Source organism: Sphingomonas sp. CV7422 (assembly GCF_027945725.1).
In the GTDB taxonomy this organism is placed as follows: Bacteria; Pseudomonadota; Alphaproteobacteria; order Sphingomonadales; family Sphingomonadaceae; genus Sphingomonas; species Sphingomonas kyungheensis.
Window position 1 is genome coordinate 1610055 of record NZ_CP115900.1, and the last position, 24154, is coordinate 1634208.

The following is a 24154-nucleotide window of genomic DNA, read 5'->3' on the forward strand; positions in this document are numbered from 1 at the left end:
GCGGCGGTTACGGCGCCCAGTGGATGTCGACGGGCAGCTCGGCGTCGGCGAGGACGCGGCCGATCGGATAGGCGGACGACGGACCCTGTTTGATCGCCGTTTCGATCACGTCGCGCTTGGCCTGTCCGGTCACCGCGATCATCAGCGCGCGCGCGGTGACGATGCCCTCGCGCGACAGCGTGACGCGCGGCACCGGCGCTTCGGCGGGGAGCGGATCGGGCATCACGCCCAAGGCACGGCGCTCCTTGGGGCCGGCCAACGCCTCGTCGAAATCGGGACCGGGGAAGATCGAGGCGGTATGGCCGTCGCCGCCGACGCCGAGCAGGCAGAGGTCGAGCGGCCAGTGCAGGTCCTGCATCAGCGCATCCGCCGAACGGCCGGCGGACTTATAGTCGGCGGTCGCCTGCGGCACGATCGGGATGACGCGTGCGCCCTTGGGGATGAAGGTCTTGCCGATCATCGTCACGTTGGACAGCGGGTCGCCGAGCGGCACGATGCGCTCGTCGGTGGGGACGATCGTCACCCGCTTCCAGTCGATCTTCGCCTTGGCGATATGACCGTAGATCGGGATCGGCGTCTTGCCGCCCGGCAGCGCGATCACCGCCGCACCGCGCGCGTCGATCGCCGCTTCGATGATGAACTGGATATCCCCGGCGACGGCGGCGGCCATTTCCGCCGCATCGTCATACTCCCACCATTCGATCTCGGTCATGTCTCTGCTTTCGTTCGGTCGGCGTGCCGCTCCGATAGACCGGACGGCCACGCAAGGTAAGGGGCCGCGCATACGTATGGGCGGCGGGATGGGGTTCATGGTCCGTCATCCCGGACGTGTTCCGCGGTCCACCCATCCGCAGAGGGCAAGGCTTGGGCCGCATGCCTTTCGCCCCGCCGCAGGGTGCACACGAAACGGGGCCGGGGTGACGATTGGGCCGGGAGGGTGGCTAAAGCCTCAGTCGTCCTGCCAGGTCACGCCGTCGCGCTCGGTCAGCGCGATCGCGCCGGCGGGGCCCCAGGTGCCGGCGGCATAATGTTTGGGCTTGGTCTGATTGGCGTCCCAGCCGGCGCGGATCGAATCGATCCACGTCCACTGTGCCTCGACCTCGTCGCGGCGGACGAACAGCGTCTGGTCGCCCTCGATCAGGTCGAGCAGCAGCCGCTCATAGGCGATGCGCCGCCGCGACCCGGCGAATTCGGCGTCCATGCTGAGGTTGAGCGGCACTTCGCGCAGGCGGATGCCGTCGCGGTCGAGGCCCGGCTCCTTGGCCATCACCAGCAGCTGGACATATTCCTCCGGCTGCAACCGGATCACCAGCGTGTTCGGCTGGAGCACGCCGCCGCGGCCCGAGAACATCGAATGCGGCACCGGCTTGAACTGGATCGCGATCTCGCTGCGCCGCTTGGCCATGCGCTTGCCGGTGCGCAGGTAGAAGGGCACGCCCTGCCAGCGCCAATTGTCGATATGCGCCTTGATCGCGACGAAGGTCTCGACGTTGCTGTCATAGCCGAGCTCGTCGTCATAGCCCTTGACGACCTTGCCGCTGACCGCGCCTTCCTCATACTGGCCGGTGACGGTGCAGGACGGCACGTCTTCCGGCGTGAACTTGCGCAGCGACCGGAACACCTTGGCCTTCTCGTCGCGGATCGCGGCGCCGTCGTAGAGCGCCGGCGGCTCCATCGCGATCAGCGCGACGAGCTGGAGCATATGGTTGGCGACCATGTCGCGCAGCGCGCCCGCGCCCTCGTAATAGCCGGCGCGATCTTCCAGCCCGACGGTCTCGGCGATGGTGATCTGGACGTTATCGATCCCCTGCGCGTTCCACACCGGCTCGAAGAAGGAATTGCCGAAGCGCAAGGCGAGGATGTTCTGCACCGTCTCCTTGCCGAGATAGTGATCGATGCGGAAGATCCGGTCTTCCGGAAAGACAGCGGCGACGGTGTCGTTGATCTCGCGGCTGGAGGCGAGGTCGTAGCCGAGCGGCTTTTCGAGCGCGATGCGCACCGTCTCGCCGGCGAGGCCGACGCTCTCCAGACCCTTGACCGCCGGCTCGAACAGCGACGGCGCGGTCGACAGATAGATGGCGAGGCCGCCCGACACGTCGCCGACCTTTTCGGCGAGCGGTGCGAAACTGGTCGGATCGGACAGGTCGGCCGGCTGGAAGAACAGCCGTTCGAGGAAGCTCGCGATCTTCTCATCGTCCTTGCGGTCGGCGGCTAGGAACTGGCCGAGCGCCTTCTGGACGAAGGCGCGGAAGGCGTCGTCATTCTGGTCGCCGCGTGCCGAGCCGACGATCGTCAGCCCCGCCGGCAGCAGCCCGTCGGCGTGCAGGCCGTAGAGCGACGGCCACAGCATCCGCTGGGCGAGGTCACCGGTCGCTCCGAACAGGAGCAGCTTGCCGACGGGATTGCGCTGCATGACGGTCCTTCTGGTTACACGATCAGGCCGGCCAGGGGATCGAGCCCGGCCATGATGTTGAGATTCTGCACGGCGGCGCCGCCGGCGCCCTTGCCGAGATTGTCGAGCGTCGCGATCAGCCGTACCTGGCCGCTCGTCGCATTGCCGCAGACGCGCAACGTCATCCGGTCGGTGCCGCTATTCTCCTCGATCGTCACCGCGGCGACGTCGCCCGGCGCGACGCTGATCAGCGCGCTGTCCGCATAAGCGGCGGCGAGCGTATCCTCGACCGCGGCGAGGCTCGGCCGGCCGGGCAGTTGCGCGAGCGCGAGCGGCACCTCGCCGAGCATGCCGCGGTTGAGCCGCGCCACCGCGGGCGCGAACACCGGTGGATGCGCGAGGCCGGCATGCGCGCGCATCTCGGGCAGATGCTTGTGGCCGAGGCCGAGCGCATAGGCACGCAGCGCGGTATCGGCCTCGCCGGTTTCGAACTCGGCGATCATCGCCTTGCCGCCGCCCGAATAGCCCGACACCGCATTATAGGTGAGCGGCCAGTCCGCGGGGATCAGCCCGGCGCGTACCAGCGGCGCGACCAGCGCGAGAAAGGCGGTCGGATAGCAGCCGGGATTGGCGACGAAGCGCGCCGCCGCGATCCGCTCGCTCTGCCCCGCGGCCAGTTCGGGAAAGCCATAGGTCCAGCCCGGCGCGACCCGGTGCGCCGATGAGGCGTCGATCAGTCGCGTATGGCCACTGGCGACCAGCGCCGCCGCCTCGCGCGCCGCATCGTCGGGCAGGCAGAGGATGGCGATATCGGCGTCGTTGAGCGCCTCCGCCCGCGCCGCGGCATCCTTGCGCCGCGCCTCGTCTAGGGTGACGACGGTGAGATCGGCGCGACCGCTCAGCCGTTCGCGGATGTCGATGCCGGTGGTGCCGACCGCACCGTCGATGAAGACCGTGACGCTCATGACGCGGCCCGATCGAGCAAGGCGCGATCGACATACCCGACGAGGCCGTGCGTGGTGGCGCGACCCCAGGCATGGCGTCCGGCGAGTTCGAGCACCTCGAACGGTTCGCCCGCGTCGAGCGCGCCGAGCGGGTCGCTCAGTCCGCGATCGGCGAAGATCGTCCCGGCGGCGGTGGCGACCGCGGCGATGGGCGCGGCATAATGGGGTGCGAACACCCGTTCGGCGAGGCGTACGTCGGCAAGGTCGCCGCGCACCGCATGGGTGCGCGGATCGAGCGTGACCGACGGACCGGTGAGCGCGAACGCCTTACGCGAGGGCTGGCTGGAGCGACCGGGCGTCGCCTTCGCCAAGGAATTGCCCAAACTCTTCAAGAAATTCTGCCCCTTCGGATGTACGCGCGACGAAGATATTGCGCTTGTCGCTATCGTCGCGTTGCCGGCGCAGATAGCCGAGCGCACCCAGCCTGTTCAAGGCGCGCGTGACGACGGGCTTCGATACGTTGAGCGCCCGCGCCAGACCGCGCACGGTATGAGGCCCGGGGTTGAGGTAGACGAGCAGGAGCAGCGCCATTTGCCGATTGGTGAGATCGGGTTCCCCCGACCGCACATAGTCCACCAGGGCGCTCATCCATGTCGCGAGTGATTGCGCGGCAGTTCCCACGATCAAATATCCGTTTCTGCGCCGTTTTAGGAGCTTTGTTTCGCCTTCATAACGCCTCCGTGCGACGCTGGTTTCCCATAAATGAACGGCTCGGGTGAATAAGTCAGACGTCGCTATTGTTCCGCGTTGTTGCCCGACAATGGTTCGCTGCGGCGACCCGTCCGACCCCTCCGCCGCCGCCGCCGCCGCCATGGCGCGCTCGACGGTTGATCGCGCCGCGGGCCTCGCCTATGTGCCCGCCTTCATCCGAGTTTCCGGGACCATAGATGTTCACCTTCCTTCTTGTCGTTCACGCCATCATCGCCGCGGCGCTCGTCACGGTGATTCTGATGCAGCGGTCGGAGGGTGGTGGCCTCGGCATGGGCGGCAGCCCGTCGGGGCTGATGTCGGCGCGCGGCGCCGCCGACTTCCTGACGCGGATGACCTCGATCCTCGCGACGGTGTTCGTCTGCATGTCGATCGCGCTCGCGTTCATCGCCGCGCATCGGCAGACGCAGACGATCGACACCTCGCTCGCCCGCACGCCCGCGGCGGCCCCGGCGCCCGCACCCGCGCAGGATGCGGTGCCCAACGCCCCCGCCGATAACGGTGCGGTGCCGCTCCAGCGCTGACCGGATCATCCGTTCATCGTGAATCGCGCGCGGGCCTGCCGCGCGCGCTCTTGTCGTTCGACCCCATAACACGCTAGGCGATTCCTCCCATGGCGCGGTACATCTTCATCACCGGCGGCGTGGTTTCGTCGCTCGGCAAAGGCCTTATGGCGGCCTCTCTCGCAGCTTTGCTCCAGGCGCGCGGCTATCGCGTGCGGATCCGCAAGTTCGATCCCTATCTCAACGTCGATCCCGGCACGATGAGCCCGTATCAGCACGGCGAGGTCTATGTGACCGACGACGGTGCCGAGACCGATCTCGACCTCGGCCATTATGAGCGCTTCACCGGCGTGGCGTCGCGCCAGTCGGACAACGTCACTTCGGGCCGCATCTACAAGACGATCATCGAGCGCGAGCGGCGCGGCGACTATCTCGGGGCGACGGTGCAGGTGATCCCGCACGTCACCGACGCGATCAAGGCCTTCGCGCGGGCGGAGACCGACGACCTCGATTTCGTCCTGTGCGAGATCGGCGGCACCGTCGGCGACATCGAATCGCTCCCCTTCATCGAGGCGATCCGCCAGCTCAAGAACGAGGTCGGCCGCGGCAATGCGATCAGCATCCACGTCACGCTGGTGCCCTATATCGCTGCCGCCGGCGAGCTGAAGACCAAGCCGACGCAGCATTCGGTGCGCGAGCTGGCGGCGCTCGGCGTCCAGCCCGACGTGCTCGTCTGCCGCTGCGAACATCCGCTGCCGCCGTCGGATCGCGCCAAGATCGCATTGTTCTGCAACGTGCCCGAGACGGCGGTGATCCCGGCGCTCGATGCCAAGAGCATCTACGCGGTGCCGCTGCAATATCACGGCGAAGGCCTCGATTCGGAAGTGCTGCGTGCTTTCGGCATCACGCCCTCCTCGGCGCCCGACCTGTCGCGCTGGACCGACATCATGGACCGGCTGACCAACCCCGAGGGCGAGGTCACGGTCGGCGTCGTCGGCAAATATGTCGGCCTGCAGGATGCGTACAAGTCACTCAACGAGGCTCTGGTGCACGGCGGCATCGCCAATCGCGTCAAGGTCAACGTCCGCTGGATCGACGCCGAGATTTTCGAGAACGACCATGGCGAGATCGTCAGCCAGCTCGAGCCGTGCGACGCGATCCTCGTCCCCGGCGCGTTCGGCGAGCGCGGTGCGGAGGGCAAGATCAAGGCGGTCAAGTTCGCACGCGAGCGCGAGATCCCCTATTTCGGCATCTGCTTCGGCATGCAGATGGCCTGCGTCGAGGGTGCGCGCGATCTCGCCGGCATCGCCGGCGCCTCGTCGACCGAATTCGGTCCGACCGACGAGCCGGTGGTCGGCCTGATCACCGAATGGATGGGTCGCGACGGGCTGGAGAAGCGCGAGGAGCAGGGCGACCTTGGCGGCACGATGCGGCTCGGCGCCTATGAGGCGGCGCTCGACGGCAACAGCGTCGTCGCCTCGATCTATGGCGAGACGGTGATCCACGAGCGGCATCGCCACCGCTACGAGGTCAACACCGGCTACAAGGATGCGCTGGAGAAGGGCGGTCTGGTGTTCAGCGGCATGTCGCCCGACGGCACCTTGCCCGAGATCGTCGAGCGGCCGGATCATCCGTGGTTCGTCGGCGTCCAGTTCCACCCGGAGCTAAAGAGCAAGCCGTTCGATCCGCATCCGCTGTTCGCGAGCTTCATCCAGGCGGCGGTGACCAAGAGCCGGTTGGTCTGACTTGACCTCGGCCAGCATGTACGTACATTATGGTACGGCATGCTGGTCTTCGAGTTCGATCCGGCCAAAGCGGCGTTGAACGTCGCCAAACATGGCGTCTCGTTCGAGCTGGCACAGGCTGTCTGGGGCGATCCGCTCCACGTGATCCTGGTCGACCGGGTCGTTGGCGGCGAGTGCCGGTATCATGCCATCGGCATGGTCGGTCATGTCCTCTTGCTTGTCGTCGTCCACAGCTATCCGGACGGTGTCGAGCATGACCGTATACGAATCATCGGCGCCCGCCGGGCGACGCGGCACGAGAGGAAGCGTTATGAAGAAGAAGCTTAGCGCAGACCTGCAACGCGAGGCAGAGCGACTGGCTGCGCTGCCTGACGACGGGATCGATACCGACGACATTCCGGAGGCACCGGCGGCGGCGTGGCGCGATGCGGTACGGCCGGGTCTCTACCGGCCGGTCAAGCAGCCGGTGACGCTGCGCCTCGATGCGGATATCGTCAGCTGGTTCAAGGATCACGCCGCCGGTACCGGCTATCAGACCGAGATCAACCGCGTCTTGCGAGCGTATGTCGCCGCGGAAGACCGCCGTTCGTCCGATCGCGCCACTGTCTGACTGGGGCCGTAAGGCCCATGCGGTCTGAGCGCTGGCGGACCATATCCGAAACGATGCAGCTTGGCCGAATAGCGTCGAGAGAAACAGGGTATTCTGTTCACACTAAAAAACGGAAGCGACCAACAGCCGATCGGTCTGACCGGCTCTTTGCCAAGGCTTAAGGGCTCATGATTAGTCGGACCGGATCTGTCGTTGATCCGGAGCCGATCATGGACCGCCCGCTGTCGATCAAATTGTTTGCGTCCCTGTTTGCCGCTTCGGGCCTGCTGAGTTTCGCGCTGGCGGTGGCGACGAGCCAATCGATGGTATTCGGCGTCGCGCTGGCGCCCGAGGCGGCGCAGACGCTGGCGCTGCGCATCTATTGGGTGCGGCTCGCCGGACTGGGGTTTGCTGCGCTGCTGTTCGCGCTCGTCCTGTTCGGCCGGTCGGCGGCGGCGCGCGGTGCCTTGCTGGTGCGCTGGACGATGGCGTTGATCTCGAGCGTGGCGTTCTTGCGCGGCATCGGCATCGTGCCCGCGGAGGGAACGACACCGATGATCGTCGCCGCGTCGGTGGCGCAGCTGGTGATCGAAGGGCTTGCGATCGTCGTGCTGTATGGACCCGATGGAGCGGAATGGTTCGCCGCCTCGCCGATCCGTGACCGGCGGTGACGACGACCTCTGGTCACGTCGGTCGATAGCGAGGTGATAAGGGCGCCCGGGCCGGCAGGCCCGGACGCCCCTAGGCGCAAGATTATGCGGCTTCCGCCACGTCCGTCTTGTTTTCGACCGCGGACAGCGGCGCACCGGTCTTGATCGCGATCGTCTTCGGCTTCATCGCTTCGGGCACTTCGCGGACCAGGTCGATGACGAGCAGGCCGTCGTTGAGACGGGCATCTTCGACGAAGACGAAGTCGGCGAGTTCGAAGCGGCGCTCGAAGCTGCGATTGGCGATGCCGACGTGCAGGAAGTTGGCGTTGCCCGCCTTGTCATCCTTCTTGCCCGAGACGAGCAGCAGGTTCTGCTGCGCGGTGATCTCGATCTCGTCGCGCGAGAAGCCGGCGACCGCGAGCGTGATGCGATAGCGATCCTCGGCGAGGCGTTCGAGGTTGAAGGGCGGGTAATTCTCCGCCGTGGCGGCGCGCGCATTGCTCTCCAGCATGTCGAACAGACGGTCGAAACCGATGGTCGAGCGGCGATAGGGGGTCAGGTCGAGTCGCATGTCAAATCCTCCACGAGAAGCGAGTTGAACGACGGCATCCACCAGTCGTGCGATGCCGGCACACGGCCCGCATTCGGCACCGTGCAGCGTCTATCTTGGATAGCGGCCGAAGCGGTTCAAGGGGGCGCCGCGCCGAATTTGCGGCCCGATGCCGAAGCCCCGCTATCGCGCCGCGAAGCTTCTCCTTCTTTGAATATCCCCCGGTCGATGGAGTTTACACGGATAAGAATAACCCAGGGAAATCGCATGTCGCTGACGCTCGCCATTCTGCTCGCCGGCCAGGCCGCCACGTCCGCGGCAGCGCAACCCCCGCAGGATGCCACGCCGGACGCCGCCGCCGAGGCCACCGCCGAGGCAGCCGCGCCGCGGACCGGCGAGATTCTCGTCACCGCCCGCCGCCGCGCCGAATCGGTGCAGCGCGTGCCGATCGCCATGTCGGTGGTGAGCGGCGCCGAGATCGACCGTACCGGCGCGTTCAACGTCAACCGGCTGCAGCAGCAGCAGCCGTCGCTACAATTCTTCTCGAGCAACCCGCGCAATTCGGCGATCAACATCCGGGGCCTGGGTGCGCCGTTCGGGCTGACCAACGACGGGATCGAGCAGGGCGTCGGCTTCTATGTCGACGGCGTCTATATCGGCCGGATCGGCGCATCGACCTTCGACTTCGTCGATGTCGACCGGGTCGAGGTGCTGCGCGGACCGCAAGGGACGCTCTACGGCAAGAACACCACCTCGGGCGCGCTCAACGTCACCACCCGCCCGCCGAGCTTCACGCCGGAGGGCAGGGCGGAGGTCAGCGTCGGCAATTACGGCTTCGTCCAGGCGAAGGCATCGATCTCGGGTCCGCTGTCGGAGGACGTGGCGCTGCGCCTGTCGAGTTCGGCGACGACGCGCAAGGGGACGATCGAGGATGTCGCCTCGGGCGACGATCTGCACCGCCAGCGCAATCTGGGCCTGCGCGCGCAATTGCTGTGGAAGGCGACCGATGCGCTGCGGTTCACGCTGTCGGGCGATTTCAATGTGCAGAACCCGCTGTGCTGCGTCCAATATTATGCGCGGGTCGGGACGACGCAGCGGCCGATCGCGCGGCAATATGACGCGCTTGCCGCCGCGCTCACCTATGCGCCGCCGAGCCGCGACCCGTTCGACCGCGTCACCGATCTCGATGCCGGGATCAACTCGCGGCAGGAGGTGGGCGGCGCCTCGCTCGTCGTCGACTGGGACCTCGGGCCGGCGACGCTCACCTCGGTGAGTGCGTGGCGTTATTGGGACTGGCAGCCGCAGAACGACCGCGACTTCACCGGCCTGCCGATCACCACCGTCTCGCAGAACCCGTCGCAGCAGCGCCAGGTGTCGCAGGAGTTCCGCCTCGCCTCGAACGGCAGCAACCGGCTCGATTATACGGTCGGCGCCTTCCTGTTCCATCAGACGATCGACACGCAGGGGTCGCAGGTGCAGGGATCGGCGGCGAGCCGGTTCCTGCTGTCGGGCAGCGACGCGAACAATCCCAGCGTGCTCAACGGGCTGACCTCGACCAATACGATAAGCTTCGACAACACCAGCTTCGCCGTGTTCGGCAAGCTCAACTGGGCGGTGACCGACGCGCTGCACGTCCAGCCGGGGCTACGGGTCAATTACGATCGCAAGTCGGGCTTTTACGAATCGATCGTCAGTATCGCCAACAGCCAGTACGGTTTCACGGCGACCGCCGACAATGTCGCGACGCTGCTGGCCTCGCAGCCGACGGCGGCGGCACGCACCACCTTCCAGAACCAGATCAACACGCTGGCGCCGCAGCGTTACAGCCCGAAGTTCAGCGCCTGGAACACCTCGGGCGACATCACCGTCTCTTATGATGTCGCACCCGAGATCCACGCCTATGCCACCTATGCGCGCAGCTTCAAATCGGGCGGCATCAACCTGTCCGGCCTGCCGCTCAACGCGACGAGCACCGGCGTCGATCTGTCGACGCAGACCGTCAAGCCCGAGTCGGTCGATGCCTATGAGCTTGGCCTCAAGACGCAGTTTCTCGACCGCCGGCTGACGCTCAACCTCGCCGGCTTCTGGACGGACGTCTCCGACTATCAGGCGACGGTGAACAACAATGCGATCAACGTGATTCGCGGCTATCTCGCCAATGCCGGCAAGGTCCGCTCGCGCGGGGTCGAATTCGATTCGAATTTTCGGCCGAGCAAGCGGCTGACCCTCTACGTCAGCGGCGCCTTTACCGACGCGACCTATGTCCGCTTCACCAATGCGCCATGCCCGCCCGAATTGTCCGGCGGCAGCGCGGCGAGTGCGGCCAATCCGGCGAGCCCCGCGGGACAGGCCGGTTCCGCGACCCAGGTGTCGTACAGTCCCGCGTCGTGCGATATCTCCGGCCAGCGGCTGCCGGGCATCTCGAAATGGTCCTTTTCCTACGGCGGCGAATATAATCTGCCGGTCGGAGGCTCGGGCGGCGAAGTCTATATCGGCTATGACGGCAATTACCGGTCGCGCTTCTCGTCCAATCCGTCGCCGTCGGCCTATACCTGGATCGAGGGCTATTCGCTGTCCAACGTCCGTGCCGGCTATCGGAAGGACGATGTCAACGTCTTCGGCTGGGTGCGCAACGCCTTCGACCAGAACTATTTCGAGCTGCTGTCAACCCAGTCGGGCAATACCGGGCTGATCGTCGGCCAGCCGGGCGATCCGCGCACCTATGGCATCACCGTGTCGAAGCGATTCTGATGGGGCTGCGCCGATCGTTTCGTCGGTTTGACCGACAAAACAGCTATTTCCGGTCGGCGTTATGATCAGGTTCAGGATTGATCGGGAATAAAGACAAACGCCGGACAGGGGGCACGACCTGGAAGCTCCCACCCTCTGCCCGGCTACGTCCGGGCAAGTATTCGTCGCGCAGACAAGCAAACGCCCGGACCGTTTCCGATCCGGGCGCCTGCGTGACGAGCAAAACCCGTCAGCCCCCTTAGGTCGCTTCCAGGTGAATCGCGCGTTGTTTCGCTGCGTCACCCTTCGGCTATTCCCCGAACCACGGCCGTTGCCTGTGTCTCAGTGAGTCTTTGCTAGGCAGCACTGCCGGCTTTGTCACCGGCTATGTGAAGGGGGGACGGCGATTGCCGGAACCCTGTGTCGAATCCGCAACATTTGTTGCGCGCGGCGGGGCGCTCACCTAGAGCGGCGGCATGTTCCTGTCTCGCTACGAACGGATGATCGCGCGGCGCTACCTGCTTCCGGGCAAGGGCGAGGCGTTCATCTTCCTGGTCGCCTCGATCAGCCTGGTCGCGGTGATGCTCGGCGTCGCCGCGCTGGTCATCGTGATGAGCGTGATGAACGGCTTCCGCGCGGAGCTGTTCGACAAGATCGTCGGGCTCAACGGCCATGCGGTGATCCAGCCGATCGGCGGGCGGATGCCCGACTGGCGCGAGGTGGTCGCGCAGGCGCGGCAGACCCCCGGCGTCACCTCGGCGGTGCCGATGATCGAACAGCCGCTTGCCGCCACCTACAATGGCCGGGCCGAGGCGGTGCTGCTGCGCGGCGTGCAGATGGACGACATCAAGCCGGTGATCGGCAGCAAGCTCACCATGGGGACGCTCAACGGCATCACGCCGGGCAGCGGCCGGATCGCGATCGGCTCGCGACTCGCCGAGGCGCTCGGTGCGACGGTCGGCAGCCAGATCTCGCTGTTCAGTCCGCAGGGGCAGACGACGCCGTTCGGCACGGTGCCGCGCATCGTCAGCTATACCGTCGGCGCGATCTTCGAGATCGGGCTGTACGATTACGACAAGGCCTATGTCATCATGCCGATCAGCGACGCGCAGACGTTGCTGATGCTCGGCGACAATGTCAGCATGGTCGAGATCGAGACGGTCGATGCCGACAAGGTCGGGACGATCCTCGCGCCGCTCGCCGACCGGTTGCGCGGCGGGTCGGTGATCGCCGACTGGCGCAGCATGAACGCGCAATTGTTCCAGGCGCTCGAGGTCGAGCGGGTGGCGATGTTCACCGTATTGTCGATCATCATCCTCGTCGCGGTATTCAACATCCTGTCGTCGCTGATCATGCTGGTCCGCGCCAAGACGCGCGACATCGCCATCCTGCGCACCATGGGGGCGACAAGGGTCGGGCTGATGCGCATCTTCATGGTGGTCGGCACGACGATCGGCGCGCTCGGCACCGTCGCGGGGCTGGCGCTCGGCTTCGTCTTCCTCTTCTACCGGCAGGCGGTGGTGAACCTCGTCCAGCTCGTCACCGGCCAGAACCTGTGGGATCCGTCGATCCGCTATCTCACCGATCTGCCGTCCAAGCCCGATCCAGTCGAGATCATCGTCATCGCGCTGATGGCGCTGGTGTTCAGCTTCCTCGCCACGCTCTACCCGGCGTGGAAGGCGGCGAGCACCGATCCGGTACAGGTACTGCGCTATGAATGACGTCCTCCGCACCACCGGCCTGACCCGCAGCTTCAGCCAGGGCGGGGAGACGATCCACGTGCTGCGCGGCGTCGACCTGTCGGTCGCGCTGGGCGAGATCGTCGCGCTGGTCGGCCCGTCCGGTTCGGGCAAGTCGACGCTGTTGCAGGCGGTCGGGCTGCTCGAGGGCGGTTTCGAAGGATCGATCATGATCGGCGGCGCGGAGGCGGCGAAGCTCGACGCGCACGGCCGCACGATCATGCGCCGCGACCGGCTCGGCTTCGTCTACCAGTTCCACCATCTGCTGCCCGACTTCAACGCGACCGAGAATGTCGTGCTGCCGCAGCTCGTCCATGGCGCGGAGCGCAAGGCGGCGGACGATCGCGCGGTGGCGCTGCTCACCGCGCTCGGCCTCGGCCACCGGCTGACCCACCGGCCGAGCCAGCTGTCGGGCGGCGAGCAGCAGCGCGTCGCAGTGGCGCGGGCGCTCGCCAACCGGCCGGCGCTGGTGCTCGCCGACGAGCCGACCGGCAATCTCGACGAACAGACCGCCGACGTGGTGCTCGCGGAATTCCTGCGGCTGGTGCGCGGCGAGGGCTCGGCGGCGCTGATCGCGACGCACAACGAGCGGCTCGCGCAGAGGATGGACCGCGTCGTCCGGCTGCACGAGGGCGTGCTGACGTGAGCTGGACGGATGTGCCGACGCTGCGCGGGCGGCATGTCACGCTGCGGCCGCTGGACCGCGCCGACCGGGATGCGCTGGCGGCGGTCGCGGCGGCGGGTGATCTGTGGGACACCTTCTACGCCAATGTCTCGCAGCTCAAACAGCCCGATCGCTGGATCGACTCGGCGTTCGAGCAGCAGGACTTCGGCCGCGCGCTGCTCTTTGCCGTCTGCGATCCGGCCGGTCAGGTGGTCGGTACGACACGCTATATGCGGATGGCGCCGCAGCATCGCCGGCTCGAGGTCGGCGGCACCTTCTACGCCAAGGCGGTGCAGCGCACCGGCGTCAATACCGAGGCCAAGCTGCTGCTGCTGACCCACGCCTTCGCGGTGATGGACTGCCAGTGCGTGCAGATCCGCACCGATTCGCTCAATCTGCGCAGCCAGGCGGCGATCGAGCGGCTCGGTGCCAGGCGGGACGGCGTGCTGCGCGGGCATCAGCTGATGGCGGATGGACGGCTGCGTGATACGGTCGTCTATTCGATTCTCGATCGCGAATGGCTGGGGGTACAGCAGAACCTCCGCTTTCTGCTGGCGCGTCACGGATGAGCGGCGTTACCGACCTTGCCGTCACCGCGGCGGATGGCGGCCGGATCGCGCTCGACCGATGGGCGGGGCAGGTGCTGCTCATCGTCAACACCGCCTCGCAATGCGGCTTCACGCCGCAATATGCGGGGCTGGAGGCGCTGCACCGCCGCTTCGCGACGCGCGGCTTTGCGGTGCTCGGCTTCCCGTGCAACCAGTTCGGCGCGCAGGAGCCGGGCGACGCCGCCGAGATCGCCGGTTTCTGTTCGCTGACCTATGACGTGACCTTCCCGGTCTTCGCCAAGGTCGCCGTCAACGGCGCCGATGCCGATCCGCTGTTCACCCGGCTCAAGGCGGCTGCACCCGGTCTGCTCGGCTCGCAGGCGATCAAGTGGAACTTCACCAAATTCCTCGTCGACCGCAGCGGCACGATGGTGCGCCGCTACGCACCGACGACCAAGCCGGAGCAGATCGTCGGCGCGATCGAGGCATTGCTCTAGCGCGCTCACACCTCCGGTGCGGCGAACGGCTTGGCGCCTTTCTTGTGGTGCAGCGCCGAGACGAGCGCGGTCACGCCACCGAGCAGGAAGCTGATCCCGAGGATGAAGCCGGGCAGCGTCAGCGCCGACCAGGGCAGGGTGGCGAGCACGTAGACGGCGAGCAGGATGTTGATCACGCCGAGCGCTATCATCAGCCCGCGGCCGCGCCGGAAGCGCGCGCCGAGCCCGATTTCCAGCGCGCCGCGGATGCCGAGCCAGATCGCGACGAGCAGGGTCAGCGACACCGCGGCCGTGCCGGGGCTGAACGCCATCAGCAGCCCGATCACCAGCGACAGCAGGCCGAAGCCGATCGCATAGCCGCGGCCTTCGTGATCCTTGCCGGCGATCCCCGCGGCGACCGAGACGAGGCCGGCGGCGATGAAGAAGGCGCCGATCACCATCGTCGCGGCATAGGTCGCGGCGAAGGGATTGAGGAAGGCGAGCATGCCGAGCACGATCGACAGCACGCCATAAGCGAGAATCCAGCCCCAGCCGGCGCCGGCGGCGGGCGGGTGGAGCGGGTCTTGATTGAGCGATGTGTCCGTCATTGACGAATCTCCTCCGTTGAGCCCGCGTAACGGAGTTATCCACCGCAGGTTCCGCCGGCGCACCTCGACAATCGGGGCGGACCGACTAAGTCTCCCGCGATGGCTCATTCGGGTTTCGTACCGCTCCGTATCTTCTCGTCCTACACGATGCTCGACGGGGCGATCGATCCCAAGGCGATCGCCAAACAGGCCAAGGCGTTGCGCTTCCCCGCCGCCGGGCTGACCGACCGCAACGGCCTGTATGCGGCGATGGCCTTTTCCGATGCGGCGAAGAAGGACGGCGTCCAGCCGGTGATCGGCACGATGCTGTGCGTCGCGCGGCCCGACATGCCCGATGGCGTCGCCGCGCCGCTCGACTGGATCGCGCTCTATGCGCAGGACGCGCGCGGCTATGACAATCTGTGCGCCCTGGTCAGCCTCGCGCATCTCGAACGGCCGATCGAACTGCCCGCGCACGTCGACTTCGCCGCGCTGGAGGGGCGCACCGACGGGCTGATCGCGCTGACCGCGGGCGGCGAGGGCACGCTCGCGCGGCTGCTCCACGAGGATCAGCCCGATCGCGCCGCCGCCTGCCTCGACCGGTTGCAGGCGCTGTTCCCCGACCGCCTGTATATCGAGCTGGCGCGGCGCGGCGATCCGGTCGAGGAAGCGGCGGAGGCGGCGCTGGTCGATCTCGCTTATGCGCGCGATCTGCCGCTGGTCGCGACCAATCCCTGCTGCTTTTCCGACAGCGGCTTCCTCGACGCGCATGATGCGATGCTGTGCATCGCGCATTCGACCTATGTCGAAAGCGAGGATCGCGTCCGCTCCTGCCCCGACGCCTGGCTCAAGCCCGCCGAGATCATGCGCGAGACCTTCGCCGATCTGCCCGAGGCGATCGAGAACACGCTGGTGGTGGCGCAGCGTTGCGCGGTGATGGCGCCCTATCGCAAGCCGATCCTGCCCAGCCTTGCCGGCGATCGCGAGGGCGAGGCGGCGATGCTGCGCGCCGAGGCGGCGGCGGGGCTGGAGAAGCGGCTCGACCGGATCGAACAGCTCGGCACCCAGCCGGACGATCCCGACTGGCGCGACGCCTATCGCCAGCGGCTCGCCTTCGAAGTCGACGTCATCGTCCAGATGGGCTTCCCCGGCTATTTCCTGATCGTCGGCGACTTCATCAAATGGGCGAAGGATCACGATATTCCGGTCGGGCCGGGGCGCGGATCGGGCGCCGGCTCGGTGGTCGCCTGGGCGCTGACCATCACCGATCTCGATCCGATGAAGCTCGGGCTGCTGTTCGAACGCTTCCTCAATCCCGAGCGCGTGTCGATGCCCGACTTCGACATCGACTTCTGCGAAACGCGGCGCGGCGAGGTGATCCGCTACGTGCAGGAGAAATACGGCCGCGATCAGGTCGCGCAGATCATCACCTTCGGAAAGCTCAAGGCGCGCGCGGTGCTCAAGGACACCGGCCGCGTGCTCCAGATGAGCTACGGCCAGGTCGACCGGCTCGCCAAGCTCGTCCCCAACCATCCGACCGATCCGTGGGACCTCAAGCGCGCGCTCAACGGCGTGCCCGAGTTGGCGAAGGAATATGCCAACGACAATCAGGTCCGCCGCCTGCTCGACCTCGCCACCAAATTGGAAGGCCTGCCGCGCCATTCGTCCACCCACGCCGCCGGCGTGGTGATCGGCGACCGGCCGCTCGCGCAGCTGGTGCCGCTGTACCGCGATCCGCGCTCCGACATGCCGGTGACGCAGTTCGACATGAAGTATGTCGAGGGCGCGGGGCTGGTGAAGTTCGACTTCCTCGGCCTCAAGACCCTGTCGGTGCTCAAGAAGGCGGTGCAGCTGCTCGCCAAGCGCGGCATCACCGTCGATCTCGATGCTTTGCTGTGGGACGACGAGGCGGTCTACAAATTGCTCCAGAAGGGCGACACGGTCGGCGTCTTCCAGCTCGAATCGGAAGGCATGCGCCGCACGCTCAGCGCGGTGCGCCCGACAAATTTCGGCGACATCATCGCGCTCGTCTCGCTCTACCGTCCCGGCCCGATGGACAATATCCCGAGCTTCGGCCGCCGTAAACAGGGCACCGAGCCGATCGTCTATCCGCACGACCTGCTCGAACCGATCCTCGCCGAAACCTATGGCATCTTCGTCTACCAGGAACAGGTGATGCAGGCGGCGCAGATCCTCGCCGGCTTCTCGCTCGGCGGCGCCGATCTGCTGCGCCGCGCGATGGGCAAGAAGATCAAGGCGGAGATGGACGCGCAGCGTGCGATCTTCGTCGAGGGCTGCGCCAAGGTGAACGGCATCCCCAAGGCCAAGGCCAACGAACTGTTCGACTTGATCGACAAGTTCGCCGGCTATGGCTTCAACAAGAGCCACGCTGCCGCTTATGCGCTGCTCGCCTATCAGACCGCCTGGCTGAAGGCGCATCATCCGGAGGAATTCTACGCCGCGTCGATGTGCTATGACATGGCGCAGACCGACAAGCTCTGCATCTTCGTCGACGACATGCGCCGGCTGGGCGTGACGATCTGCGGACCCGACATCAACAAGAGCGACGCCGAATTCGACGTCGAACAGACCGAGGAGGGCGGTCTTGCCGTCCGCTACGCGCTCGCCGCGCTGAAGTCGGTCGGCGAGGGGGCGATGGAGAAGCTCGTCGCCGAGCGCAGCGCCAACGGGCCGTTCAAGAGCATCGACGATCTCGCCACCCGCGTCGACCCGCGCCTCATCAACAAGCGCCAGCTCGAAACGCTCGCGGCGAGCGGCACCTTCGACACGTTCGACGCCAATCGCGCCGGCATCCACGCCGTCGCCGAGACGATCCTCGCGGTCGCGGCGCGGACGCATGAGGGCAAGACGAGCGGCCAGCACGGCCTGTTCGCCAATGAGGAGGTGGCGGGCGATGCAATCAAGCTGCCCGCGGGCACGCGCTGGCCGATGGCCGAGGCGATGGAGCAGGAGAAGGAGGCGTTCGGCTTCTATTTCTCGGCGCATCCGGTCGACCGGCATACCCATCTCGCCAAGATGCACGGCGCGCGCCAATATGTCGCGCTGACTGAACTCAACATTCCCGAAGACGGCACGCGCGCCGGCGCGACGATGGCGGTGCTGGTCGAGGATGCGCGCTGGCGTACCTCGGCACGCGGCAAACGCTATATGATGGCGACCCTGTCCGATGCGAGCGGCCAGTTCGTCGCCACCTGTTTCGACGATTCGGTCGCCGCCGAACTCGAGGAGGCGGCGCGCTGCGGGGGCTGCGGGCTGATCACCGTCGAGCTCGACCGCCGGCCGGGTGAGGAGACGCCGCGCGTCTCGGTCAAGCGCATCCAGCCGTTCGAGGGGCTCGCCTCGATCGCGCGCTTCACGATCGCCGCCAAGGTCGCGGATGCCGCCGCCTTCGCCGCTTTGTCGGCGCTGCTCGCGCAGCATCGCGGCGCGCGGGGCGAAGTGCGCGCGCGTATCCCGGTCGAGGGTGGCGAGGAAGCGGTAGTCTTGCTCGGCCGCGACTTCCTGCTCGACATGGAATTGGTCGAGACGATCCAGGCGATCCCCGGCATCAGCGACGTCGCGCTCGATCGCGTCGCCTCGCAGCTGCGGTCGGTGGGCTGAGCGATGCCGATCGATCCATCGCTCCCCTTCCACCCGGTGCGGATCGCGGTGCTCACCGTCTCCGATACGCGCGGCCTCGCCGAGGATCGCTCGGGCGATACGCTGGTCGCGCGGATCGCGGCGGCGGGGCATGTCCTCGCCGAGCGCATGCTGCTGCGCGATGACGTCGAGGCGATCGTCGCGCAGCTCGAATCATGGATCGACGATCCGGCGATCGACTGCGTCGTCACCACCGGCGGCACCGGCGTCACCGGCCGCGACGTCACGCCCGAGGCGGTCGAACGCGTTGCCACCAAGATGATCCCCGGCTTCGGCGAGCTGTTCCGCTGGCTGAGCTTCGCCAAGATCGGCACCAGCACCGTCCAGTCGCGCGCCTGCGCCTGCGTCGCGCGCGGGACCTATATCTTCGCGCTCCCCGGATCGACCGGGGCGGTGAAGGACGGCTGGGACGGCATCCTACAGGACCAGCTCGATAGCCGCCACCGGCCGTGCAACTTCGTCGAGCTGATGCCGCGGCTGCTGGAACGCTGAGCCGACCGTCGCGCTACGCGTCGGCATGCATCACCGCCAGTTCGTGGCCGTCCGGATCGGCGAAGTGGAAGCGCCGGCCGCCGGGGAAGGCGAAGATCGGCGCGGTGATCCGTCCGCCCGCCGCCTCGACCGCGGCAAGCGCGGCGGAGAGATCGTCGACGGCGATCACCGGCAGAGGCGCGGCGGTACGCTCGGCCGGATCGGCCTGTAGCCCGATATCGAAGCCGCCGGTGGTGGTGGCCGCATAGCTCGGCCCGAAGTCGCTGAACTGCCAGCCGAAGGCCGCCGCGTAAAAGGCCTTCGCCGGTCCGGAGTCGGCGACGGGCAGTTCGAGATAGGTCAGCTCCGCCATGAAATTCCACTCCACCGTTCTTGCTATGTTCCAGGTTAGGCGATAGGATGCGTCATGGTCAAGCCGGTCGTCAGGCGTGCCGTCCGCGGCGCCACCGTCAACGGCGAAAGCCGCCGCTTCAACCTGCCGGAGCGCGAGGCGGACGGTGACTGGCTCGATGCGCAGGAGGCGATCGACGGGGCGCCGGCGGCGCTGCGCACCAGCGTGACCGTGGAACAGCCGCGCACGATCATCAGCCGCAACAGCTCGCCCGACGTCTTCTTCGATCGCTCGATCAATCCGTATCGCGGCTGCGAGCATGGCTGCATCTATTGCTTCGCGCGGCCGACGCATGCCTACCACGACCTGTCGCCGGGGCTCGACTTCGAGTCCAAGCTGTTCGCCAAGCCGCAGGCGGCCGAGCTGCTGCGCGCCGAGCTGCGCAAGCCCGGCTATCAGGTCGCGCCGATCGCGCTCGGTACCAATACCGATCCCTATCAGCCGATCGAGCGCGACTGGCGGATCACGCGATCGATCGTCGCGCTGCTCGCCGAGACGCGGCATCCGCTGACCATCACCACCAAGTCCGATCGGGTGACGCGCGACATCGATCTGCTTGCCGGCATGGCGGCGGAGGGGCTGGCCGGAGTGGCGATGTCGATCACCTCGCTCGATGCGCGGATCGCCGCGACGCTTGAACCGCGCGCGCCGCATCCCGAACGGCGGCTGCGTGCGGTGCGGGCGCTCGCCGATGCGGGGGTGCCGGTCTATGTCTCGATCGCCCCGGTCATTCCGGGGATCACCGATCACGAGCTGGAACAGCTCGTCGCGCGCGCGGCGGCGGCAGGGGCGCGATCCTGTTTCTTCATCCCGGTGCGCCTGCCGCACGAGGTCGCGCCGCTGTTCCGCGCCTGGCTCGACGCGCATTTCCCCGATCGCGCCGGCAAGGTGATGGCGATCATCCGCGAGCTGCGCGGCGGCCGCGACAATGATCCCGACTTCTTCACCCGGATGCAGGGCAAGGGGCCCTGGGCGGAGCTGATGCGGACGCGGTTCCGCATCGCCTGTCGCAAGCACGGGCTCGGCGACCGCGGCGAGACGCTGCGGTGCGACCTGTTCCGTCCACCCGCCGGTCCGCAGGGTGAGCTGTTCTGACAGCGTTAGCGCGGCGCTAACCGTCCGACGCTAGAGCCTTCGCCTATGTCGCGGCGTTCCGTCTGGCTGATCCTGCTGCTCGCCGCGGTCGCGCTGCGCCTGCCTGATATCGGCAATCCGCTGATCGACGTTGACGAGCAGATGTATCTGCTGGTCGGCGAGCGGATGTGGGCGGGGGCGCTGCCCTATGTCGATATCTGGGACCGCAAGCCGATCGGGCTGTTCCTCATCGCCGCGGCGGCGAACGGCGTCGGCGAGCCGTGGGTGACCTATCACCTGCTCGCGCTGGCGGCGGCGGCGGCGACGGCGGGGATCATCGCCGGCTTCGCGCGGCGCCATGCCGGGCCGGCAGGCGCGCTTGCCGCGGGTTTGCTCTATCTGGTGTGGATCGCCTTGCTCGGCGGGCGGGGCGGCCAGTCGCCCGTCTTCTACAATCTGCTGATCGCCGGCGCGGCGTGGCTGGTCGCCGAGACGATCGCCGGCCGGCGGCGGGGCGGGGCGGCGGCGATGCTGCTCGTCGGGCTGGCCTTGCAGATCAAGCCGACGGTCGTGTTCGAGGGCGTCTATTTCGCGCTGGCGCTGCTCGCCGTACGCTGGCGGCGGGAGCCGTGGCATGCGTCGCTGCGGGCTGCGCTGCTTTATGGCGGGGCGGCGTTGCTGCCGACCGTGGTCGCCGCGACGGTCTATGTCGCGGCCGGCCATGGCGAGGCCTGGTGGTTCGCCAACGTCGAATCGATCCTGCTCCGCCGGCCGACGCCGGGCGATGCGATAGCGCTGCGGATGCTGGGGGTCATCGTCGTGCTGCTCGTTCCCGCCGGGCTGGCGATCGCCGGACTGGTGCGGCGCAAGCAGGGCTTCCTGATCGGCTGGGTGGCGGCGGCGGTGATCGGCTGGCTGCTCGTGCCGCCCTATTTCAACCATTATGCGCTGCCGCTGCTGCTGCCCTTCGCGGTCGCCGCCGCAGCGGTGCTGGACCGGCCGGCGATGCGCTGGCTCGCCGCGCTGGCCGGTGCGGCGCTGCTGCTGCTGAGCGGCTACCCGCATCTCGGCGAGACGCGCGCGGCACGCGACGCGGTGGCGGGGCTCGCCGCGCGCATCGAGGCGCTGCGCCGGCGGACCCCCGGATGCCTGTTCGTCGTCGAGGCGCCGCCGGTGCTCTACAGCGCCAGCCGGTCGTGCCTGCCGACGCGCTACCCCTTTCCCTTCCATCTGGTCGAGGCGAGCGAGGCGGGCGCGATCGGCACCGATCCGACCGCGGAAGTCGCGCGCATCCTGGCGACGCGCCCGCCGGTGATCGCGGTCGGTGACATCGCCCGCAACCGCCGCCGCCCGACCGTCATCCTCGTCCGCCGGGCGCTGGCCGCGCGCTATCGACGTGTCACGAGCAACACCGGCGTCGATCTGTTCGAGCTGGCTAACTAATTCAGATCAGGACGTTTTGCTGCATCCCTGCGCAACCCCGGCCGTTGAACGCAGCGAATCACACGCAGCAGGAGACAGGCATATGGCTTCGATCGCCCCCGACCAGAGCATCGCGCAGGACCTGTTCGTCACCGGCCTGAAGAACGCCCATGGCGTGGAGCATCAGGCGCTCGCGCTGATCGACCGGCAGCTCGATCACCTCGCCCATTATCCCGAGTTCGCCGAGCAGCTCCGCCGCCACCGGGCCGAGACCGAGCAGCAGATCCAGCGGATCGACGAGATCCTGTCGGGTTTCGACGCCCGCCCGTCGGCGATCAAGGACCTCGGCCTCAGCCTCAGCGGCAACATGGCCGCGCTCGCCCATGTCTTCGCGCCCGACGAGATCATCAAGAACAGCTTCGCCAATTACGCCTTCGAGAATTTCGAGATCGCCAGCTACACCGGGCTGCTGACGCTCGCCGATCTCGGCGGCTTCGCCAGCCAGCAGCGGTTGCTGACCGAATCGCTCGGCGAGGAGCAGCGGATGGCGGCGTGGGTGCTCGACAGCCTGCCGGAGGTGACGCGCAAATATGCCGGGCTGCGCGCCGCGGGCGAGACCGCGAGCCACTGACGGAACGTCCCGGGCCGCCCGCGGGTTGGCCCGGATATCCGCAACCGGAGGACCGACGATGATTGACCCCGACACCGCCGCCGACCAGCCCGACGACGCGCGCGAACCGCAGGCGCCCGACGAGAGCAACGACACCGAAGAATCCGGTGCGGGCTACGGCAATCACGGCGACGTGCCCGGCGGCGCCTGACCGCCCCGCGCCGACCCGATCCGCCAGGGCGGACATGAAAAGGGCCCGGAAGCATCCGCTTCCGAGCCCTTTTTCACGTCACCCGAAGATCAGGCCCAATTGGCCATCTTCTGTTCGAGGTTGGCGCGCACCGCCTCGAAGAACTGCTCGGTGGTCATCCACGGCTGCTCGGGGCCGATCAGGATGGCGAGATCCTTGGTCATCTGGCCCTGCTCGACGCATTCGATGCAGACGCGCTCCAGCGTCTCGGCGAACTTGGTCACCTCCGGCGTATCGTCGAACTTGCCGCGATACTTGAGGCCGCCGGTCCAGGCGAAGATCGACGCGATCGGGTTGGTCGAGGTCGCCTTGCCCTGCTGGTGCTGGCGATAATGGCGGGTGACGGTGCCGTGCGCCGCTTCCGCCTCGACCGTCTTGCCGTCCGGAGTGAGCAGCACCGAGGTCATCAGGCCGAGGCTGCCGAACCCTTGCGCGACCTGGTCCGACTGGACGTCGCCGTCATAGTTCTTGCAGGCCCAGACGAACTCGCCGTTCCACTTCAGCGCCGATGCGACCATGTCGTCGATCAGGCGATGTTCGTAGACGATGCCGGCTTCCTTGAACTTGTCCTTGAACTCGGTCTCGAACACCTCGGCGAACAGGTCCTTGAAGCGGCCGTCATAGGCCTTGAGGATCGTGTTCTTGGTGCTGAGGTAGACCGGCCACTTGAGGTTGAGGCCGTAATGCATCGACGCGCGGGCAAAGTCGCGGATCGAATCGTCGAGATTGTACATCGCCATCGCGACGCCCGAGCTTTGGAATTCGAACACTTCGCGGTCGATCGTCTGGCCGTCGATGCCCTCGAAGACGAGGCGCAGCTTGCCGGCGCCGGGGACGAGGAAGTCGGTCGCGCGATATTGGTCACCGAAGGCGTGGCGGCCGACGACGATCGGATGCGTCCAGCCCGGGATGAGGCGGGGGACGTTCTGGATGACGATCGGCTCGCGGAAGATCGTGCCGCCGAGGATGTTGCGGATCGTGCCGTTGGGCGACTTCCACATCTTCTTGAGGCCGAATTCCTCGACGCGCTGCTCGTCGGGGGTGATCGTCGCGCACTTGACCGCGACGCCGTGACGCTGCGTCGCCTTGGCGGCGTCGACCGTCACCTGATCCTCGGTCGCGTCGCGGTTTTCGACGCTGAGATCGTAATAGTCGAGCTCGATGTCGAGATAGGGCTTGATCAGGCGCTCACGGATCCATTCCCAGATGATCCGCGTCATCTCGTCGCCGTCGATCTCGACGATCGGGTTCTTCACCTGAATCTTGGCCATATGCGCTTCCTGTGAGGGGGATTGGCCCGTCGTCTAGGCACAAGCGGGCAGGGGATCAACCCGCGCGCGCGGCTTGGCGCGCGTGCCGCGGCAGACGCG

25 protein-coding genes are annotated in these 24154 nt (G+C 67.2%); 16 read left to right on the forward strand and 9 right to left on the reverse strand.

Going from position 1 to position 24154, the window contains the following annotated elements; all coding sequences use genetic code 11:
• Positions 1-7 precede the first annotated feature (7 nt).
• From pgl to PBN85_RS07870, 5 genes are all read right to left on the reverse strand, one after another.
• Positions 8-712 (reverse strand): 6-phosphogluconolactonase, encoded by a 705-nt coding sequence (gene pgl / locus PBN85_RS07850; RefSeq protein WP_271300679.1) that lies wholly within the window; start codon positions 710-712, stop codon positions 8-10.
• A 237-nt stretch (positions 713-949) separates the two neighbouring features.
• Positions 950-2413, reverse strand: a complete 1464-nt coding sequence (zwf, locus tag PBN85_RS07855) for a glucose-6-phosphate dehydrogenase (protein ID WP_037531089.1) — start codon at positions 2411-2413, stop codon at positions 950-952.
• 14 nt (positions 2414-2427) lie between these two features.
• Entirely contained in the window at positions 2428-3357 is a 930-nt protein-coding gene (gene argC, locus PBN85_RS07860) for an N-acetyl-gamma-glutamyl-phosphate reductase (protein ID WP_271300680.1), read from the reverse strand.
• The gene (locus tag PBN85_RS07865; protein WP_235199467.1) at positions 3354-3707 is read right to left on the reverse strand and encodes an SH3 domain-containing protein; all 354 of its coding nucleotides are present in this window, start codon (positions 3705-3707) and stop codon (positions 3354-3356) included. The genes argC and PBN85_RS07865 overlap by 4 nt, the downstream gene beginning before the upstream one ends.
• A complete protein-coding gene (locus tag PBN85_RS07870; RefSeq protein ID WP_037531094.1) occupies positions 3664-3984 on the reverse strand; it encodes a MarR family transcriptional regulator in 321 nt (106 codons plus the stop codon). The genes PBN85_RS07865 and PBN85_RS07870 overlap by 44 nt, the downstream gene beginning before the upstream one ends.
• Positions 3985-4283: 299 nt before the next feature.
• On the opposite strand from PBN85_RS07870, the gene secG reads away from it, so the two are divergent.
• The 5 genes from secG (at position 4284) to PBN85_RS07895 (ending at position 7612) form a co-directional block, all read left to right on the forward strand.
• Positions 4284-4628 carry a preprotein translocase subunit SecG gene (gene secG / locus PBN85_RS07875; RefSeq protein WP_037531095.1) on the forward strand — a complete coding sequence of 115 codons (345 nt, stop codon included), beginning with the start codon at positions 4284-4286 and terminating at the stop codon, positions 4626-4628.
• Positions 4629-4717: 89 nt separating this feature from the next.
• The gene (locus PBN85_RS07880; protein WP_037531097.1) at positions 4718-6352 is read left to right on the forward strand and encodes a CTP synthase; all 1635 of its coding nucleotides are present in this window, start codon (positions 4718-4720) and stop codon (positions 6350-6352) included.
• 39 nt (positions 6353-6391) lie between these two features.
• Positions 6392-6679, forward strand: coding sequence for a BrnT family toxin (locus PBN85_RS07885; RefSeq protein ID WP_271300681.1), 288 nt, complete (start codon positions 6392-6394; stop codon positions 6677-6679).
• Positions 6663-6962, forward strand: coding sequence for a BrnA antitoxin family protein (locus PBN85_RS07890; protein WP_271300682.1), 300 nt, complete (start codon positions 6663-6665; stop codon positions 6960-6962). The genes PBN85_RS07885 and PBN85_RS07890 overlap by 17 nt, the downstream gene beginning before the upstream one ends.
• 209 nt (positions 6963-7171) lie before the next feature.
• Positions 7172-7612: a hypothetical protein gene (locus PBN85_RS07895; RefSeq protein ID WP_271300683.1), complete on the forward strand. Its 441-nt coding sequence runs from the start codon at positions 7172-7174 to the stop codon at positions 7610-7612.
• Positions 7613-7694: 82 nt separating this feature from the next.
• On the opposite strand, the gene PBN85_RS07900 is transcribed toward PBN85_RS07895, so the two are convergent.
• Entirely contained in the window at positions 7695-8162 is a 468-nt protein-coding gene (locus PBN85_RS07900) for an Hsp20 family protein (RefSeq protein ID WP_271300684.1), read from the reverse strand.
• Positions 8163-8408: 246 nt separating this feature from the next.
• Between PBN85_RS07900 and PBN85_RS07905 the strand changes: the two genes are divergently transcribed.
• The 5 genes from PBN85_RS07905 to PBN85_RS07925 all read left to right on the forward strand — a co-directional run bounded on the left by PBN85_RS07905 (position 8409) and on the right by PBN85_RS07925 (position 14319).
• Positions 8409-10892 (forward strand): TonB-dependent receptor, encoded by a 2484-nt coding sequence (locus PBN85_RS07905; protein WP_037531104.1) that lies wholly within the window; start codon positions 8409-8411, stop codon positions 10890-10892.
• Between the two features lie 455 nt (positions 10893-11347).
• Positions 11348-12592: a lipoprotein-releasing ABC transporter permease subunit gene (locus PBN85_RS07910; RefSeq protein ID WP_037531106.1), complete on the forward strand. Its 1245-nt coding sequence runs from the start codon at positions 11348-11350 to the stop codon at positions 12590-12592.
• On the forward strand, positions 12585-13256 hold the full coding sequence (locus PBN85_RS07915) for an ABC transporter ATP-binding protein (RefSeq protein ID WP_271300685.1): 672 nt from the start codon (positions 12585-12587) through the stop codon (positions 13254-13256). Before PBN85_RS07910 ends, PBN85_RS07915 begins: the two co-directional genes overlap by 8 nt.
• On the forward strand, positions 13253-13843 hold the full coding sequence (locus PBN85_RS07920; protein WP_271300686.1) for a GNAT family N-acetyltransferase: 591 nt from the start codon (positions 13253-13255) through the stop codon (positions 13841-13843). The genes PBN85_RS07915 and PBN85_RS07920 overlap by 4 nt, the downstream gene beginning before the upstream one ends.
• On the forward strand, positions 13840-14319 hold the full coding sequence (locus PBN85_RS07925; protein WP_271300687.1) for a glutathione peroxidase: 480 nt from the start codon (positions 13840-13842) through the stop codon (positions 14317-14319). The genes PBN85_RS07920 and PBN85_RS07925 overlap by 4 nt, the downstream gene beginning before the upstream one ends.
• A 5-nt stretch (positions 14320-14324) precedes the next feature.
• Here the strand turns inward: PBN85_RS07925 and PBN85_RS07930 are convergent, their stop codons facing one another.
• Positions 14325-14906, reverse strand: a complete 582-nt coding sequence (locus tag PBN85_RS07930) for an HdeD family acid-resistance protein (protein WP_271300688.1) — start codon at positions 14904-14906, stop codon at positions 14325-14327.
• A 99-nt stretch (positions 14907-15005) separates the two neighbouring features.
• Between PBN85_RS07930 and dnaE the strand changes: the two genes are divergently transcribed.
• Together dnaE and moaB are read left to right on the forward strand one after the other, a co-directional pair.
• On the forward strand, positions 15006-18506 hold the full coding sequence (gene dnaE, locus PBN85_RS07935; RefSeq protein WP_271300689.1) for a DNA polymerase III subunit alpha: 3501 nt from the start codon (positions 15006-15008) through the stop codon (positions 18504-18506).
• A gap of 3 nt (positions 18507-18509) precedes the next feature.
• On the forward strand, positions 18510-19037 hold the full coding sequence (moaB, locus tag PBN85_RS07940) for a molybdenum cofactor biosynthesis protein B (RefSeq protein WP_271300690.1): 528 nt from the start codon (positions 18510-18512) through the stop codon (positions 19035-19037).
• Positions 19038-19050: 13 nt separating this feature from the next.
• Here the strand turns inward: moaB and PBN85_RS07945 are convergent, their stop codons facing one another.
• A complete protein-coding gene (locus PBN85_RS07945; RefSeq protein ID WP_271300861.1) occupies positions 19051-19389 on the reverse strand; it encodes a VOC family protein in 339 nt (112 codons plus the stop codon).
• Between the two features lie 54 nt (positions 19390-19443).
• Between PBN85_RS07945 and PBN85_RS07950 the strand changes: the two genes are divergently transcribed.
• From PBN85_RS07950 to PBN85_RS07965, 4 genes are all read left to right on the forward strand, one after another.
• Positions 19444-20523, forward strand: coding sequence for a PA0069 family radical SAM protein (locus PBN85_RS07950; protein WP_037531120.1), 1080 nt, complete (start codon positions 19444-19446; stop codon positions 20521-20523).
• 45 nt (positions 20524-20568) lie between these two features.
• Positions 20569-21945, forward strand: a complete 1377-nt coding sequence (locus tag PBN85_RS07955) for a hypothetical protein (RefSeq protein ID WP_271300691.1) — start codon at positions 20569-20571, stop codon at positions 21943-21945.
• An 82-nt stretch (positions 21946-22027) separates the two neighbouring features.
• Positions 22028-22555 carry a ferritin-like domain-containing protein gene (locus PBN85_RS07960; RefSeq protein WP_271300692.1) on the forward strand — a complete coding sequence of 176 codons (528 nt, stop codon included), beginning with the start codon at positions 22028-22030 and terminating at the stop codon, positions 22553-22555.
• 58 nt (positions 22556-22613) lie between these two features.
• Complete coding sequence (locus tag PBN85_RS07965; RefSeq protein ID WP_271300693.1) at positions 22614-22745, forward strand: hypothetical protein; 132 nt, start codon at positions 22614-22616, stop codon at positions 22743-22745.
• 89 nt (positions 22746-22834) lie between these two features.
• Here PBN85_RS07965 and PBN85_RS07970 read toward each other — a convergent pair whose 3' ends face one another.
• The gene (locus PBN85_RS07970; protein WP_271300694.1) at positions 22835-24055 is read right to left on the reverse strand and encodes an NADP-dependent isocitrate dehydrogenase; all 1221 of its coding nucleotides are present in this window, start codon (positions 24053-24055) and stop codon (positions 22835-22837) included.
• Positions 24056-24154: the final 99 nt, after the last annotated feature.

What these genes read in the sequence shown, in the direction of transcription:
- PBN85_RS07955 (WP_271300691.1), top strand. Translation starts at nt 20,569, where the DNA reads ATGTCGCGGCGTTCCGTCTGGCTGATCCTGCTGCTCGCCGCGGTCGCG.
- PBN85_RS07925 (WP_271300687.1), top strand. Translation starts at nt 13,840, where the DNA reads ATGAGCGGCGTTACCGACCTTGCCGTCACCGCGGCGGATGGCGGCCGG.
- pgl (WP_271300679.1), bottom strand. Translation starts at nt 712, where the DNA reads ATGACCGAGATCGAATGGTGGGAGTATGACGATGCGGCGGAAATGGCC.
- PBN85_RS07880 (WP_037531097.1), top strand. Translation starts at nt 4,718, where the DNA reads ATGGCGCGGTACATCTTCATCACCGGCGGCGTGGTTTCGTCGCTCGGC.
- PBN85_RS07890 (WP_271300682.1), top strand. Translation starts at nt 6,663, where the DNA reads ATGAAGAAGAAGCTTAGCGCAGACCTGCAACGCGAGGCAGAGCGACTG.
- PBN85_RS07950 (WP_037531120.1), top strand. Translation starts at nt 19,444, where the DNA reads ATGGTCAAGCCGGTCGTCAGGCGTGCCGTCCGCGGCGCCACCGTCAAC.
- PBN85_RS07945 (WP_271300861.1), bottom strand. Translation starts at nt 19,389, where the DNA reads ATGGCGGAGCTGACCTATCTCGAACTGCCCGTCGCCGACTCCGGACCG.
- dnaE (WP_271300689.1), top strand. Translation starts at nt 15,006, where the DNA reads ATGGCTCATTCGGGTTTCGTACCGCTCCGTATCTTCTCGTCCTACACG.
- PBN85_RS07915 (WP_271300685.1), top strand. Translation starts at nt 12,585, where the DNA reads ATGAATGACGTCCTCCGCACCACCGGCCTGACCCGCAGCTTCAGCCAG.
- PBN85_RS07870 (WP_037531094.1), bottom strand. Translation starts at nt 3,984, where the DNA reads ATGAGCGCCCTGGTGGACTATGTGCGGTCGGGGGAACCCGATCTCACC.
- argC (WP_271300680.1), bottom strand. Translation starts at nt 3,357, where the DNA reads ATGAGCGTCACGGTCTTCATCGACGGTGCGGTCGGCACCACCGGCATC.
- PBN85_RS07910 (WP_037531106.1), top strand. Translation starts at nt 11,348, where the DNA reads ATGTTCCTGTCTCGCTACGAACGGATGATCGCGCGGCGCTACCTGCTT.
- secG (WP_037531095.1), top strand. Translation starts at nt 4,284, where the DNA reads ATGTTCACCTTCCTTCTTGTCGTTCACGCCATCATCGCCGCGGCGCTC.
- zwf (WP_037531089.1), bottom strand. Translation starts at nt 2,413, where the DNA reads ATGCAGCGCAATCCCGTCGGCAAGCTGCTCCTGTTCGGAGCGACCGGT.
- PBN85_RS07895 (WP_271300683.1), top strand. Translation starts at nt 7,172, where the DNA reads ATGGACCGCCCGCTGTCGATCAAATTGTTTGCGTCCCTGTTTGCCGCT.
- PBN85_RS07960 (WP_271300692.1), top strand. Translation starts at nt 22,028, where the DNA reads ATGGCTTCGATCGCCCCCGACCAGAGCATCGCGCAGGACCTGTTCGTC.
- PBN85_RS07930 (WP_271300688.1), bottom strand. Translation starts at nt 14,906, where the DNA reads ATGACGGACACATCGCTCAATCAAGACCCGCTCCACCCGCCCGCCGCC.
- PBN85_RS07900 (WP_271300684.1), bottom strand. Translation starts at nt 8,162, where the DNA reads ATGCGACTCGACCTGACCCCCTATCGCCGCTCGACCATCGGTTTCGAC.
- PBN85_RS07905 (WP_037531104.1), top strand. Translation starts at nt 8,409, where the DNA reads ATGTCGCTGACGCTCGCCATTCTGCTCGCCGGCCAGGCCGCCACGTCC.
- PBN85_RS07970 (WP_271300694.1), bottom strand. Translation starts at nt 24,055, where the DNA reads ATGGCCAAGATTCAGGTGAAGAACCCGATCGTCGAGATCGACGGCGAC.
- moaB (WP_271300690.1), top strand. Translation starts at nt 18,510, where the DNA reads ATGCCGATCGATCCATCGCTCCCCTTCCACCCGGTGCGGATCGCGGTG.
- PBN85_RS07885 (WP_271300681.1), top strand. Translation starts at nt 6,392, where the DNA reads ATGCTGGTCTTCGAGTTCGATCCGGCCAAAGCGGCGTTGAACGTCGCC.
- PBN85_RS07965 (WP_271300693.1), top strand. Translation starts at nt 22,614, where the DNA reads ATGATTGACCCCGACACCGCCGCCGACCAGCCCGACGACGCGCGCGAA.